At 39.2% G+C, this 14,638-nt stretch carries 13 protein-coding genes; 11 read left to right on the top strand and 2 right to left on the bottom strand.

Annotated elements, in window-relative coordinates; translation table 11 throughout:
* Nucleotide 1 precedes the first annotated feature (1 nt).
* On the top strand, nucleotides 2-2,422 hold the full coding sequence (gene parC / locus QFZ72_RS15290) for a DNA topoisomerase IV subunit A (RefSeq protein ID WP_307434788.1): 2,421 nt from the start codon (nucleotides 2-4) through the stop codon (nucleotides 2,420-2,422).
* Nucleotides 2,423-2,617: 195 nt separating this feature from the next.
* Here parC and QFZ72_RS15285 read toward each other — a convergent pair whose 3' ends face one another.
* On the bottom strand, nucleotides 2,618-2,926 hold the full coding sequence (locus tag QFZ72_RS15285; RefSeq protein ID WP_307434785.1) for a hypothetical protein: 309 nt from the start codon (nucleotides 2,924-2,926) through the stop codon (nucleotides 2,618-2,620).
* A 174-nt stretch (nucleotides 2,927-3,100) separates the two neighbouring features.
* On the opposite strand from QFZ72_RS15285, the gene QFZ72_RS15280 reads away from it, so the two are divergent.
* The gene (locus QFZ72_RS15280; RefSeq protein ID WP_307434783.1) at nucleotides 3,101-4,522 is read left to right on the top strand and encodes an alanine/glycine:cation symporter family protein; all 1,422 of its coding nucleotides are present in this window, start codon (nucleotides 3,101-3,103) and stop codon (nucleotides 4,520-4,522) included.
* Nucleotides 4,523-4,699: 177 nt separating this feature from the next.
* On the opposite strand, the gene QFZ72_RS15275 is transcribed toward QFZ72_RS15280, so the two are convergent.
* The gene (locus tag QFZ72_RS15275) at nucleotides 4,700-5,707 is read right to left on the bottom strand and encodes a hypothetical protein (protein WP_307434780.1); all 1,008 of its coding nucleotides are present in this window, start codon (nucleotides 5,705-5,707) and stop codon (nucleotides 4,700-4,702) included.
* 215 nt (nucleotides 5,708-5,922) lie between these two features.
* On the opposite strand from QFZ72_RS15275, the gene QFZ72_RS15270 reads away from it, so the two are divergent.
* The 9 genes from QFZ72_RS15270 to QFZ72_RS15230 all read left to right on the top strand — a co-directional run bounded on the left by QFZ72_RS15270 (nucleotide 5,923) and on the right by QFZ72_RS15230 (nucleotide 14,635).
* Nucleotides 5,923-6,741, top strand: a complete 819-nt coding sequence (locus QFZ72_RS15270; protein WP_307434777.1) for a glycerophosphodiester phosphodiesterase — start codon at nucleotides 5,923-5,925, stop codon at nucleotides 6,739-6,741.
* 354 nt (nucleotides 6,742-7,095) lie between these two features.
* On the top strand, nucleotides 7,096-7,863 hold the full coding sequence (locus QFZ72_RS15265) for an IclR family transcriptional regulator (RefSeq protein ID WP_307434774.1): 768 nt from the start codon (nucleotides 7,096-7,098) through the stop codon (nucleotides 7,861-7,863).
* Nucleotides 7,860-8,867 (top strand): DctP family TRAP transporter solute-binding subunit, encoded by a 1,008-nt coding sequence (locus tag QFZ72_RS15260; protein ID WP_307434771.1) that lies wholly within the window; start codon nucleotides 7,860-7,862, stop codon nucleotides 8,865-8,867. Before QFZ72_RS15265 ends, QFZ72_RS15260 begins: the two co-directional genes overlap by 4 nt.
* 18 nt (nucleotides 8,868-8,885) lie before the next feature.
* Entirely contained in the window at nucleotides 8,886-9,377 is a 492-nt protein-coding gene (locus tag QFZ72_RS15255) for a TRAP transporter small permease (RefSeq protein ID WP_307434767.1), read from the top strand.
* Nucleotides 9,374-10,708: a TRAP transporter large permease gene (locus QFZ72_RS15250; protein WP_307434765.1), complete on the top strand. Its 1,335-nt coding sequence runs from the start codon at nucleotides 9,374-9,376 to the stop codon at nucleotides 10,706-10,708. Before QFZ72_RS15255 ends, QFZ72_RS15250 begins: the two co-directional genes overlap by 4 nt.
* 33 nt (nucleotides 10,709-10,741) lie before the next feature.
* A complete protein-coding gene (locus QFZ72_RS15245) occupies nucleotides 10,742-11,512 on the top strand; it encodes an SDR family NAD(P)-dependent oxidoreductase (protein WP_307434763.1) in 771 nt (256 codons plus the stop codon).
* 32 nt (nucleotides 11,513-11,544) lie between these two features.
* Entirely contained in the window at nucleotides 11,545-12,033 is a 489-nt protein-coding gene (locus QFZ72_RS15240) for a PCC domain-containing protein (protein ID WP_307434760.1), read from the top strand.
* On the top strand, nucleotides 12,021-13,502 hold the full coding sequence (locus tag QFZ72_RS15235) for a class I adenylate-forming enzyme family protein (RefSeq protein WP_307434757.1): 1,482 nt from the start codon (nucleotides 12,021-12,023) through the stop codon (nucleotides 13,500-13,502). The genes QFZ72_RS15240 and QFZ72_RS15235 overlap by 13 nt, the downstream gene beginning before the upstream one ends.
* Nucleotides 13,499-14,635: a thiolase C-terminal domain-containing protein gene (locus QFZ72_RS15230; RefSeq protein WP_307434752.1), complete on the top strand. Its 1,137-nt coding sequence runs from the start codon at nucleotides 13,499-13,501 to the stop codon at nucleotides 14,633-14,635. Before QFZ72_RS15235 ends, QFZ72_RS15230 begins: the two co-directional genes overlap by 4 nt.
* Nucleotides 14,636-14,638: the final 3 nt, after the last annotated feature.

The raw sequence follows: 14,638 nt of genomic DNA, 5'->3' as shown, positions 1-14,638 counted from the left end.
AATGACACAGCCAGAAAAATTTCGCGATCTCCCTCTTGAAGATGTGATAGGTGACCGTTTTGGGCGTTACAGTAAATACATCATTCAAGACAGAGCATTGCCTGATGCACGCGATGGGCTTAAGCCTGTTCAGCGCAGAATCCTTTATGCAATGCATGTGGATGGAAATACGAATGACAAAAACTTCCGCAAATCCGCAAAAACAGTCGGTAACGTAATCGGCAACTACCATCCTCATGGAGATACATCCGTATATGACGCCATGGTGAGGATGAGCCAGGATTGGAAGGTCCGCAATCTGCTGATTGAAATGCACGGAAACAACGGAAGCAACGACGGAGATCCTCCAGCTGCGATGCGTTACACAGAAGCAAGGCTTTCTCCGATTGCATCGGAACTTCTCCGTGATATTGATAAACGTACGGTTGAATTTGTGCCAAACTTTGATGATACCAGCCAGGAACCTCTCGTCCTGCCTGCCATGTACCCGAATTTGCTCGTAAACGGCTCAACTGGGATTTCAGCAGGCTATGCGACGGATATTCCTCCTCATCACTTAGGTGAAGTGATCGACGCTGTCATGAAAAGGATTGATCAGCCGAACTGTTCGGTTGATGAGCTAATGACGGTGATTAATGGTCCTGATTTTCCGACTGGAGGAATCATTCAGGGAATCGAAGGCATTAAGAAAGCCTATGAAACAGGAAAAGGCAAGATCATCATTAGAGGAAAAGCAGAAATTGAAAGCATCAGAGGCGGAAAGCAGCAAATCGTCATTACGGAAATCCCTTTTGAAGTGAATAAAGCCAATCTTGTCAAACGGATGGATGAGTTCAGAATTGAACGGAAGCTGGATGGCATTGCAGAAGTCCGTGACGAAACAGACCGCACAGGCATGCGAATCGTGGTTGAGCTGAAGAAGGAAGCAGATGCACAAGGCATCCTGAACTATCTTTATAAAAACAGTGATTTGCAGGTGCCTTACAATTTCAATATGGTTGCCATTCATAACAGAAGGCCAACGTTAATGACGCTTCCGACAATCTTAGATGCGTATATTGCACACCAAAAAGAAGTCATTACTAACCGCTCCAACTATGACTTGCAAAAAGCACGCGAAAGACAGCATATTGTTGAAGGTTTAATCAAGGCACTCTCGATTCTTGATGAAGTAATTGCGACAATTCGTGCTTCAAAAGACAAGCGGGATGCTAAAGATAACCTAATTTCTAAATTTCAGTTTACAGAGCTTCAGGCAGAAGCCATTGTCTCCTTGCAGCTATACCGATTAACCAATACGGATATAACGGCGCTTCAAAATGAAGCAAAAGAGCTTGATGAAAAAATCACAGCCCTTCTTGAAATCCTGAATAATGAAAAAAGATTATATCAAGTTATCAAAGCAGATCTGAAAAAAATCAAAAAGACGTATGCTGATGAAAGAAGATCTGTCATTGAAAATGAAATTCAGGAGATTAAAATCAATCTTGAAGTCATGATCGCTTCAGAAGATGTAATCGTCACGGTGACGAAAGACGGCTACATTAAACGCACAAGCGGACGGTCATATGCAGCATCAAACGGCCAGGACTTTGGAATGAAGGAAACAGACCGTTTACTCGCTAAATATGACGTAAATACAACTGATGTCGTCCTTCTCTTTACAAATAAAGGAAATTACATCTATTGCCCTGTGCATGAATTGCCTGATATCCGCTGGAAGGACCTTGGGCAGCATATCGCCAATATCGTAAATCTCGAGCGGGATGAACAGCTGATAAAAGCGATTCCGGTCAAAGACTTTACCACTGAACAATACTTGCTGTTTGTCACAAAAAACGGCATGGTCAAAAAAACGGAGTTAAAGCTGTACAAAGCACAACGATATTCTAAGGCATTGATGGCAGTAAACTTAAAAAATGATGATGTCCTGATTGATGTGCATGTTACATCTGGCAGAGATGATCTTTTTATCGCTACACAGTTCGGGTACGGCTTATGGTTCTCAGAGGAAGAAGTGAACATTGTAGGAGCAAGAGCAGCGGGTGTGAAAGGCATTAACTTAAAAGAGGGAGATTCCGTAGTCGGAGGCTCAGCATTTACAGCCGGTGAAATTCCTCAAGTTGTCATCGTTACACAAAGAGGAGCGGCGAAAAAAATGTCACTCAAGGAATTTGAAAAAACCTCACGTGCAAAACGCGGATTGATCATGCTGCGCGAGCTTAAAAATAACCCTCACCGGTTAGTCGGCATGCAGATCATTCAGCCGGAGGATACGATTATAATCAAAACGGAAAAAGGACAGATTGAAGAAATTGCACCTAAAACCTTAAGAGCAAATGATCGTTACAGCAACGGTTCATTTTTCATAGATGAAGGAGATTCAGGATCTGTAAAAGAAGTTTGGCGCATAACGAAATAATTAATGATAAAAAAGACATCCTCAGAAAATAGAGGATGTCTTTTCGTTTTATTTGTTCTTAGTAAAGTAATCAGTGAATGCATGCATAATCTCAATTCCCTGATATAAAAATAGACTGACAGCTGTTAATGAAAAACCTGTCACCATAATAAGTCTCAGCCAAAACATCGCGTCGCCCTCCTTTACATATAGTCTCTAGGATGGAAGCGATGCTTTATCGAAATAAGATGATTGGTAAAAAACAGCCAGTAAAAATTTTTTTCTGAAATTCCATCCTGACAGCATGGCAATGAAATAGACTGCAGCTAAAAGATAAGATTCAGTTTCTGCCAGACTGTGTTCAATGAAGAAAGGGAACTTCAGATCGTCTTTTTCATCAGCAGAGGATGGTTGCACATGTTCTTCAAGATCAAAAGCAGGTGCAGCAAATGATTGATGATGGATTTGCGGAACGGTTCCTGCAAGGAGTAAGGCAATGAGAATAAGTAAGATAGGCTGTCTCATAACTTTCCTCCTTTTTTTATAATAGAACTATCATAACGCACAATTTCAAATTAGAATAGTAGAAATTTTTTTGTTTTTTCTCGCTATATCGACAAAAAGTGATATAATATTATTTTATTATGTAAGATAAACTGACATAAAAAATGAATATTCATTATTTTCAGGAGGTTTTAAATGGATTTTATTAACGGAATTATATCAGGCGGAAATACAATTTTATGGTCTTACTTATTAATTTATATGCTGGTAGGTCTGGGATTATATTTCACTATTCGATCAAAGTTTGTGCAGTTTCGCTATTTTGGAGAAATGTTCAGGCTTTTAAAAGAGCCGGGCATGACCTCAAAGGAAGGAAAAAGAGGCATTTCATCCCTTCAGGCATTCTTTATTAGCGCAGCTTCGCGTGTGGGCACAGGAAATCTTGCCGGGGTGGCTATTGCGATTGCAGTCGGCGGACCGGGAGCAGTCTTCTGGATGTGGCTGATCGCACTTGTCGGAATGGCATCAAGCTTCGTCGAAAGCACTCTTGCTCAAGTCTACAAAGTGAAAGACGGAGATCAATTCCGAGGCGGACCTGCCTATTATATGGAAAAAGCACTTAATGCAAAGTGGATGGGAATTCTTTTTGCCGTATTAATAACTCTATGTTTCGGATTAATTTTTAACGCGGTTCAGGCTAATACGATCGCTCTTGCTTTTGAAAGCGCGTTTAACGTGGACAAAACCGTTATGGGGATTATCTTGGCAATCTTTACAGGAATCATCATTTTCGGAGGGCTGAAACGGATCGCTGCAGCTTCTCAAATTATAGTGCCAGTAATGGCTTTAATCTACATAGGTGTAGCACTAGTAGTTGTTATCACCAATATCGCTGAGATCCCATCTGTTATAGCCGTTATCTTCTCAAATGCATTTGGTTTTGAGCAGGCTGTCGGCGGCGGAATCGGAGCAGCCATTGAAAACGGAATTAAACGAGGCTTGTTTTCAAACGAAGCGGGTATGGGAAGTGCGCCGAATGCAGCTGCAACGGCAAGCGTAACTCATCCGGCTAAACAAGGCTTTATCCAGACACTTGGTGTATTCTTTGACACCATCATAATCTGCAGTACTACTGCATTCCTAATACTGTTGTTTGATACGACCCCTGACTCGGCATTAGACGGAATTCAGATTACACAGGCTGCATTGCAATCGCATATCGGAGATTGGGGAGGAACATTCCTGGCAGTCGCGATCCTCCTGTTCGCATTCAGTTCGGTTATCGGAAATTACTACTATGGTGAGACCAATATTGAATTTTTGAACGGGAACAAATCAGCACTTTTCATTTATCGATTAGCTGTCATCGGTATGGTGATTTTTGGGTCTGTATCAGGTTTCCAGCTGATATGGGACATGGCAGATCTATTCATGGGTCTTATGGCCGTTACAAATCTGATCGCCATAACACTTCTTTCAAAGCTTGCATTTGAAGTTTTAAAAGATTATGGACGCCAGCGTAAAGAAGGAAAGAACCCTGTATTCAGAGCAAGCTCCATTAAAGGTCTTAAAAACACGGAATCCTGGGGAGACAATGAGATAGAAGAATCTAAATAGTCGTTAAAACACCGATTTTTTATCGGTGTTTTTTTGTCTTTAAATGAAGGAGTTCAGCCAGTTTATCCGATAAATATTTTTATGATTTAGTAAATATTATCTAATTTGTATTATAGAATAGACAGGACTGAAATACGGAATTCACTATTATCTTTAGACTTAGTCGATATTAAGAGGCTATTTTTTAGAAAGCATCAAATTACGATCAATCTTCAGATGATATTTTTCAGTTTCAAAGCCTCTGGAAGTATTTAAATCCAGGACATCAATTGAAAGAGAAACATCTGAATAAGCTGTGCCTCTTAAATAATCCTCTAAAGGTACTTTTAATTCGCCAGTTTTATCAGAAGAAATCTTCAAAAGCTCTTTTGATTCCTTTTTGACACCATCTGCATAAAAAATAAGATTGAATTTATAGGCTATTTGATCTTTATTGGCTATTCCAAACCGCAGCTCCTGATCCTTGATGCCAAGGAGGTCAGGAGTTTTTATATAGCGGGAATCATCTATCTTCAAACCGCTTGCTTCTTCCAAGTACCGAAACATCTTTTTATTATCCAGCACATTTGGAATTCGTTCATTCTCATGCTGCGTTCTTAAATAAAAAGGTTCATTGCTGCTCTTGACCTCTTGTATATCAGTTTCTTCGGCAGTTCCGTATAAGAGGACATAATCCTCGGCAATTATCTCCTGCGGGTACCATTGGTGAGCATCATCTGCATAATTCCAAAACGCATCCCATCGAATAGGGGAATCATCAATTTTTCTGATTTTACTCCACTCAGAAAAAGGCAAATGATGAGACAACACGTAATGATAAGCAAAATGATGGCCATATTCATGGGAAAGAGTGTCCCTGTACGAAGATACTTCCGTATATTTATCCCCTTGATATAATGTAATGCTGTCTGTCAAGGCATGAAAGCTTCCTTTAGTTGAAGATTCTCCAAAAGAACCCCCTCTGATCCGCACTTCCTGAAGCAGGGAAAGCTCATCTCCATGCTTATTTTGAATCAGCTCTTTGTATAACTGCTGAAGCTTCGTTTCATCCCAGCCATCTGTATAGCTTAGAAACATGATTCCTTCCGGAGATTGATAACTTGCATGATAGTCAGAATCATAGACCAAAGGATCCAGACTGAGCAAAAACGGGAAAGAAAGGAGAAGAATTAGGACCATTTTCATCTTATAATCACTTCCTCAAATGTCATTCTATCACGCATTCCAGCACAAATAGGCTGCATGATTTTTCCAATAAATGTTTGTAAAGGAAAGCATGCTAAAACTCCTAAACTTATTCACAGTAAAGAAAATATTATGATATATCCTCTTCACATTACATATACAATGATCTATTAAACTAAAGCTGTTGGAAAAAATAGCGAATGGGAGACGATGAAATGAATAAAAAGTGGGCAGCGGGAGCGGGTATTGCACTCGCATTGTTAGTTGGTCCAATCACACAGCCAACTTCAGCAGAAGCAGCGGGAACCAAGATTGATAATGTAGCACATCGGGGAGCTTCAGGATATGCACCTGAGAACACGATTGCAGCGTTTGACAAAGCTGTCGAAATGAAGGCTGATTACATTGAAATTGACGTTCAAAGAAGTAAAGACGGGGAATTAGTCGTCATTCATGATACTACAGTAGACCGTACCACAGATGGCAGCGGACCCGTTCAAAGTTTAACGTACGAAGAAATAAGAAATCTTGATGCAGGCAGCTGGAAAGGCACAGAATTTGCAGGTGAAAAAATTCCATCATTTGATGAAATTCTTGATCGCTATCACGGGAAAGTAGGAATACTGATTGAACTTAAAGCACCAGAGCTATATCCAGGAATTGAAGAGAGCGTTGCTCTTGAGCTAAAAGAGAGAAACTTAGATAAACCTCAAAATGAAAAAACAATTATCCAATCATTTAATTTTGAATCAATGAAGAAAATGAATGATCTTCTTCCAAAAGTACCGATTGGTGTCCTGACATCATCTCGATTACATACAACACAGCAAGCATTAAAAGAATTCAGTGCATACGCTGACTATTTCAACCCAAGCTATACAATCGTCACAAAAGAGCTTGTTAATCAAGTACATGAAGAAGGAATGAAAATTCAATCATGGACGGTTCGAAGTCAAGAAACGGCTGATTTTCTTTTAGAGATGCAAGTGGATGGAATTATAACGGATTATCCGGATTATGTAGATCCGAGATAAGGAATAAAAAAAGATTGGTCCTTTTTTGAAGGATCGATTTTTTTTTATTGAAATAGAAAAATCCATATTTTTTAATTAATCTATGTTCTAAATAATCATAAATAAAATCGCCGCTCAGACACCATCAGCTAGATAACCATGTTTAGAAATACTTCATTGTCATCAGCAGAACCAGAATGAAATCTCTATTTATTACTTATTTTGCAAGAATAAATACAGGGATTTACTTGATATATAGAATCTCAAAGTAAATATTCTTAATATTGACAATAATTTGAACATAACCTATTATTGGAACTGAAGTTTTACATAGTGAAACTAGTTCTTGGAAAAAGGGAGGTTTTTATCTTCAGCGTGGTTATTAAAACAGTAGAAAAATCCTTCGGAATTTTAGAAGTGATCGCACAGAAGCCAATGACATTTATTGAATTGGTCGAAAAGCTGGACAGCAATAAAGCAACTGTACACCGATTTTTATCTTCGCTTGAGCAGCTTGGATATATTACAAAAAATAACCAAGAAAAATTCATCTTATCACAAAAATGGTTTCAACTGGCATTTCAGGCACAAGATCAGCTTGATATTGTGGAAACAGCAAGGCCCTTCTTAGAAAGCATAGCCAACAAGGTGCAGGAAAGCGTTCTTTTAGCGCAGTATCTTGGAGATCAAGTGCTCTATGTAGAAAAAGTTGAAACAAATCTGGCTGTCCGCATTGTCCTTGATGTAGGAAAACAAGCACCTCTCCATTGTGTAGCTTCAGGAAAATTATATTTGGCTCATTTGTCGCCGCAGCTCCTCGAGCGTTATTTATCAAAAAACCAGCTAAAGTCTTTTACAGAAAACACAATAACTGATAAAGAATCCTTGGTTCCTGAATTAAAAAAGATTTATGAAATGGGATATGCAACTGATCAAGAAGAATGGGAGAAGGGATTAAAAGGTATTGCATTTCCCATATTTAACGGAAGAAAAGAATTGGCTGGGGCACTTTGTATTGCTGGTCTGGCTTTTCGTTTTACAGATGAACAGATTGAGCAAATCATCGAACCAGCATTGTGCGCCACTCAAGAAATTTCAAAGAGATTGGGTTATGTGAGTAAAGGAGGAATTGTAATCAGATGAAAAAGATCATGTACATTTTTGTAAGCGCTATCTTTCTTGTGGTTACAGCTGGCTGCAGCAGCGTAATCACAAGTGTCCCAAATGAGAAGAAAAGCTACAATTTAAAAATGTCGGTAACAGTAAATGATTCTTCCACCTGGTACCTGGCAGCTGAAAGATTTGCTAAAGAAGTTGAAGAAAAGACAAATGGCCGAATTAAAACAAAAGTATATGCAAATGAACAGCTATCTGCAGGAGATTCAGCAAAAGGGGTAGAGATGCTCTTAAAAGGCTCAACAGATTTTAGTTATCATTCACCGATTATATATTCCGTATTTGAAAAGCGTCTAGGTGTAGTTAGCGCTCCTTTTCTTTTTAAAGATTTAAATGAAGTGGATGAAAAAATGAACGGTGAAGGAGGGAGGGCATTAAATGAAATTCTTGTTGAAAACGGGATTGAACCGTTAGGCTTTGGTCAAAATGGGTTTCGTCAAGTAACAAATGGTGTCAGACCGATTCAAACTCCTGAAGATATAGAAAATATGAAAATACGAATTCCAGGAATAAAGATGTATTCAGATCTTTGGAGAGGCTTAGGAGCAGATCCTACAACAATGGCTTTTTCAGAAGTATTTTCAGCCTTGCAGCAAGGCACAATTGATGGTCAGGAAAATCCAATTGATGTCATCCGTTCATCAAAATTGGAAGAGGTTCAACAATATATTACAATGTGGAACTATTCATATGACCCCCTCATTTTTGGAATGAACAAAGAAAAATTTGACAGCATGCACGTTGATGACCAAAAAATTATTAAAGAAGCAGCTAAACATGCAAATGAATTTCAAATAGAACTTGCAAGAGAAAAAGAGAAAGAGCAAATTGAGGAATTAAAAGCAGCCGGGATGGAATTTGTGTATCCAACAGAGGAAGAACTAGAAGCCTTCCGAAAAGCTTCTGAAAACATTTATGAAGTGTATGAAGATGTTTGGGGAAAAGAACTGCTTGATGCGTTTAAAAATTAAAAAAGGAGATGATCGGTTATGTCAAAAGTGATCAGCTGCATCGAAAATTTTATTCTTGCCGCAACCATGTTAACGATGTCTGTCATTACGTTTGCAAATGTAATAACCAGGTACTTTTTTCACTACTCTCTATCCTTTACAGAAGAGATCACAATAAACCTCTTTGTCTTACTCACTTTTCTAGGTGCTGCTGCAGGACTTAGGAAGAATGCTCATCTTGGTTTTTCCTTGCTGTTTGAGAAATCAAACGTATTAGGCCAAAAAATACTGATCATTTTTGGAACCGCTCTCATTTCAGCTGTTTTTATCCTTTTTGCTTACTACGGTTATGAGATGGTCCGTTTTCAAATGGAAAGAAATTTAATAACTCCTTCCCTTGGAATCAAGCAATGGATGTTTTCACTTGTTTTCCCTATAGGCTGCCTGTTCTGTCTCTATCGGACCATTGAGGCAGGTGCCATTGAATGGGCAACTATAAATAAACATTCAGAAAGAGGGATGAAAGCATGAATGCTCTTTTATTATTCGGACTCTTCGCTTTATTGGTCCTTATTAGAATCCCAATCGCAATTGCACTTGCGGCATCATCTATTTCAGTTCTCTTATTAAATTGGGGTCCTTCAAGCTTAACCTTGCTTCCTGATGTTTTATATCCCAGCATAGCAAAATTTACTTTACTCGCGATTCCATTTTTTATTCTTGCAGGAGTCATTATGGAGTATGCAGGAATATCCCGAAGGTTAATCCATTTTGCAAATGTGTGTGTTGGGCATTATAAAAGCGGAATTATTTTGGTTACTGTCATAACAGCTATCTTTTTTGCGGCTATCTCCGGTTCAGGTCCCGCTACTGTTGCCGCAATTGGAGGGATCCTGATTCCAGCTTTAGTGAAGAATGGCATGAAAAAAGAATCTGCCAGTGCGCTGTTAGCCAGTTCAGGCGCGATTGGAATCGTTATTCCGCCAAGTATAGCCATGATCGTTTTTGCTGTTGTAGCCGGTGATCAATTAAATGTTTCAATAGGCAGATTATTTATTGCAGGTGTCATACCGGGTCTTTTACTAGGTGCAGGTTTTATAGTTGCTGCAATATATGTGAAAAAACGCGATTTATTAAAACAAAATATCGAAGTAAATGAAGTTGCTGCAGCCCTTGAGGCTAGAGTTAAAGCAACACCAAAAGAAACATTTCAGGCATTCAAGGATGCAATTTGGGGTCTGTTAATGCCGGTCATTATTCTTGGCGGGATTTATGGAGGTATTTTTACTCCAACTGAAGCAGCAGTCGTAGCTGTATTTTACGGATTTTTTGTAGGAATCTTTATTTATCGAGATTTGAAATTATCGAATATTTACCGGATTCTTTATGAATCAGCTGCTCAAACAGCAGTTATCATGTTGATCGTAAGTTCTGCCTCCTTGTTTGCCTACATCATTACTACAGAACAAATAGCTGACAATATGGCTAATTCCCTGTTATCCATCAGTTCAAATCCAATTGTCATCTTATTGATTTTAAACTTGATTCTGCTGATTGCGGGCGCCTTTATAGATGCTATTTCAGCATTTTACATTTTTGTGCCTATCTTAATTCCAGTCATTATTCATTTCAATATTGATCCTACCGTTTTTGGCATCTTTATGACTGTTAATCTGGCAATCGGTTTATTTACACCTCCTGTCGGAATAAACCTTTATGTTGCCTGCGGTATAGGGAATGTAAAGCTTCATAGTATTTCAAAAGCTATTCTGCCATTTTTAATAGCGGCTGTCATCGTGCTGTTATTAATAACATATATCCCAGCTATTTCAACATTTTTACCGGATTTATTTGGAGTTTAAAAATTAAGATTTTTATAAATTGGAGGTTATCATATGGGAAAGCTGAAAGGTCAAGTTGCTATTGTAACAGGAGGTTCAAGAGGAATAGGCGCGGGAATAGCGTATCGTCTTGCAGGAGAAGGTGCTCACATCGTGATTGTAGATGTACTTGAGGCTAGCGAAATGATTGAAAAAGTCACTAATCATTTTCCAGACATTCAAGTTAGATCTCATCAAGCGGATATTCGAGATATTGCCGCAATTGAAACTCTAGTAAAAAAGACCATTCATGAATTTGGCCGGATAGATATATTAGTTAATAATGCAGGAACATGCAGCAGGTTCGACTTGGAAGAAATGACAGAAGACATGTGGAATCAGGATATAAATACAAACCTAAAAGCAACGTTTTTCTTCATGCAAAAAGTCGTTTATCCCCATATGATTTCACGCAATTATGGAAGAATCATAAATATAAGTTCGATTTCTGGGATGAATGGGGGGCATGTTTCTAGCTTTGATCCAAATAGTTTAAAAGGAAGATCCGGGCCAGCCTATGCAGCAAGTAAAGGCGGAGTCATTGCGCTCACGAAATGGGCTGCAAAGGAGCTTGGCTCTACTGGGATTACATGTAATAGTGTTGCTCCTGGAGCAGTGGAGTCAGAAATCACAAAAGGAATTGCATATAATCTCGACAATCAGGTTGTGAAAAGAATGGGAATTCCTGAAGATATTGCTGAAGCCGTCTGTTATTTCAGCTTGCCGGAAGCAAGCTACACAACAGGTCAAATCCTGCGGGTATGCGGAGGGGCTGTATTTGCATAGTAAAGAGAAAAGAAAAGAAAAGGAGGAAAAGGATGCGGAAATCTCATTCAGTTTTTGATGCTGATAGCGGCGTTCTTATAGGATCTCTCTCAAAAGATGATGATTTGCTTTTAGGAATCTTAAAGCAGTGTGAAATACATGGCATAAGAGCTGGCAGTTTTTCCTGTATAGGTTCTTTGAAAACAGTCAGCTATATGAAACTCAAGAATGAGAACGGCGTACTTTCTTATACAGATCCAATAATAGAAGAAAAGCCTATTGAACTGCTAAATGGGACTGGCTTTATTGGTACCAAAGAAGATGGAAGTTTGGATATACATTTTCATGGAGTCTTTATAGATGAGGCAGGGATTATATCTGGAGGACATTTTATTGAAAGTGGAAATAAGGTTGCGATTACAATCGAATTTTCAGTGGCTGTTCTATCAAATGCAGTTGTCAGAAGAGAGAAAGATCCTGAAATGGGCTTCCGGATTTTTAATTTTTACAGAAAAGAGGGGCTTCCTGAATGGAAACAATAGCTGGCTATGTGCAGAAGGCCTTTGTTCAGTTTGGTCATAAGGTGGCAGTAAAAGATCGTTATCGTTCATTAACCTATTCCCAATTGGGAGAACGTGCTAACAAGCTTGTAAATATGCTGAGACAAAAAGGAATGGAAAAAGGTGATCGCTTAGCTACGTTAATGTCAAACCGCCTTGAACATATCGAACTTGATCTGGCGTGTGCATTTGGCGGTTTCATCAAAGTTCCGCTGAATTATCGGCTGCATCCAAAAGAACATGAGTATATGTTGAAGCAATCTGGAACAAAAATTGTCATTGGTGAAGATATTCTCCTGAATAAAATAGAAAATGATCTAATTAAAATCACTGCCGGGAGCCATTATGAGGGATTGCTTGCAGAAACAGAAAAGTGTGTTATTCATGAACGAGTAAATGAAGATGATGTGTTCGCCATTATGTACACCTCTGGTACAACAGGAAAACCGAAAGGCGTTATGCTTACTCATCGCAATATCATCTCAAGTGCCTTATCACTATCAATGGCTTGTGAAATAACATGGGGTGATGTCATTGGCCATGTTGCACCATTAACGCACGGATCCAACTTTCTTTCTCATGCTTCATGGATATTTGGTTTAACCCAAATTGTTTATGATAAATTTGATCCTGAAGATTTTTTGGAGGATATATACAAGGATAAAGTAAGCGTCATATTCTTAGTTCCAACTATTGTAAATTTATTATTTCAAAGTTCAACATTTGATCCTAGGAAACTTCAACATGTAAAGACCATTAATATGGCAGGCTCTCCAATCGCGTCAACCAAACTGAGTGCAGCCTTATCCCAAGCGGGAGACATTTTTGTTGAGACATATGGTCAAGTTGAGGCTCCGATGACCATTACGGTTATGCCGAGAAAAGAGCTGAAAAATCACTTAGAATCATGTGGTTTAACTGGTTCATTTGTGGACATGAAAATTGTTGATGACGCTGGGAATGCCGTTCCGCAGGGGGGAATCGGCGAAATCATATGCAAGGGATCACTCGTTATGAAAGGCTATTGGAATAATCCAGAGGCCACTTCAAAAACACTTCAAAAAGGGTGGCTTTATACAGGTGACTTAGGATGGGCAGATGAAAATGGATTCTTGCACCTTGTTGACAGAAAAAAAGAAGTCATTATTTCAGGAGGAATGAATATTTATCCCCGTGAAATAGAAGAAGTGTTAAATAAACATTCTTCTGTAAAAGAAACCTGTGTCATCGGCTTGCCTTGTGAACAGTGGGGTGAAAAAATCGCAGCATTTGTAGTTCTTAAAGAGGGTGAAACTGCAGATGAAGAAGAGCTGATCAATCTGTGCATGCAGCATTTGGCAAGCTTTAAAAAGCCAAAAGTCATTCGAATTTTAGATCACCTTCCAAAAAGCTCATACGGAAAAATTTTAAAACGTGAAGTAAAACAGCTGTATGGAGGTGTTAATGCATGAAACAGGTATTAGTATCAGGGATAGGTATGACGAAATTCGGGACACATAGAGACCGTTCTGTAAAAAACCTGCTTTTAGAAGCCAGTTTAACCGCACTGAAAGATGCAGAATTTCCTCGCATAGACGCAGTTTTCGCCGGGAATTTCATGTCAGGTGTTCTCGCAGAACAAGAAATTTTGGGCTCCGTCATTGCTCATGATTTAGGCTTAGGACCCATTCCGACAGCAAAGATGGAAGGTGCTTGTGCAAGCGGGGGAATCGCATTCAGGCATGCTTATGAAATGATAAGGGCAGGAGTCTATGACACGGTATTAGTGGCAGGAGTCGAAAAAATGAAGCATGCTTCAACTGAAAGGGTTATGCAGGCAATAAACGGTGCTATGGACACAGAATCCAATGAGAAAAAAGCGGGTCTTACATTTCCCGGATTCTTTGGTATTTTAGCAAATCGGTATTTTTATGAAACAGATGCTTCAAAAAAACATTTAGCCATGGTGGCTAAGAAAAACCGGGACTATGCCATTCAGAATCCTAAAGCACAATATCGGGAACCTGTATCGATTGAGGAAATTATGAATGCAAGGATGATTACGGATCCTCTCGGCCTCTTTGATTGTTCACCAATAACTGATGGAGCCGCAGCTATTATTTTAAGCAGAGGGGAAAAAGGTATTATTGTTCGTTCATCGTCCCAAGCCTCTGGTCCTACTCAAGCACAGGAAATTGAAGATCTTCTATCCATTACAGCGATAAAAGAATCAGCGGGACATGCCTATGAACTGGCAGGTCTCGGACCGGATGATATTCATGTCGTCGAGCTTCATGACTGTTTTTCAATGACAGAAATATTAGCAATTGAGGCCTTGGGATTAGCGAAAAAAGGTGAGGGCTGGAAAGCCATCGAACAAGGTTTAACAAAACATGGGGGCAAGGTGCCGGTTAATACTAGCGGAGGATTGCTCTCCCGAGGACATCCAATCGGTGCAACCGGGATTGCGCAAATTTATCAGATTGTTAGACAATTAAGAGGAAACGCATGTAATCAAGTAGAGAATGCTAAAATCGGACTGGCACAAAATTTAGGCGGAACAGGCTCTTATTCAACCGTCCATATCTTCGAGAATAGAGGGTGAGCA

Origin of the sequence: Bacillus sp. V2I10, from assembly GCF_030817055.1 — a bacterium.
GTDB lineage: Bacteria > Bacillota > Bacilli > Bacillales > Bacillaceae > Bacillus_P.
The sequence above is the reverse complement of the archived record's forward strand: the minus strand, read 5'-3'. Positions and strand labels throughout refer to the sequence as shown.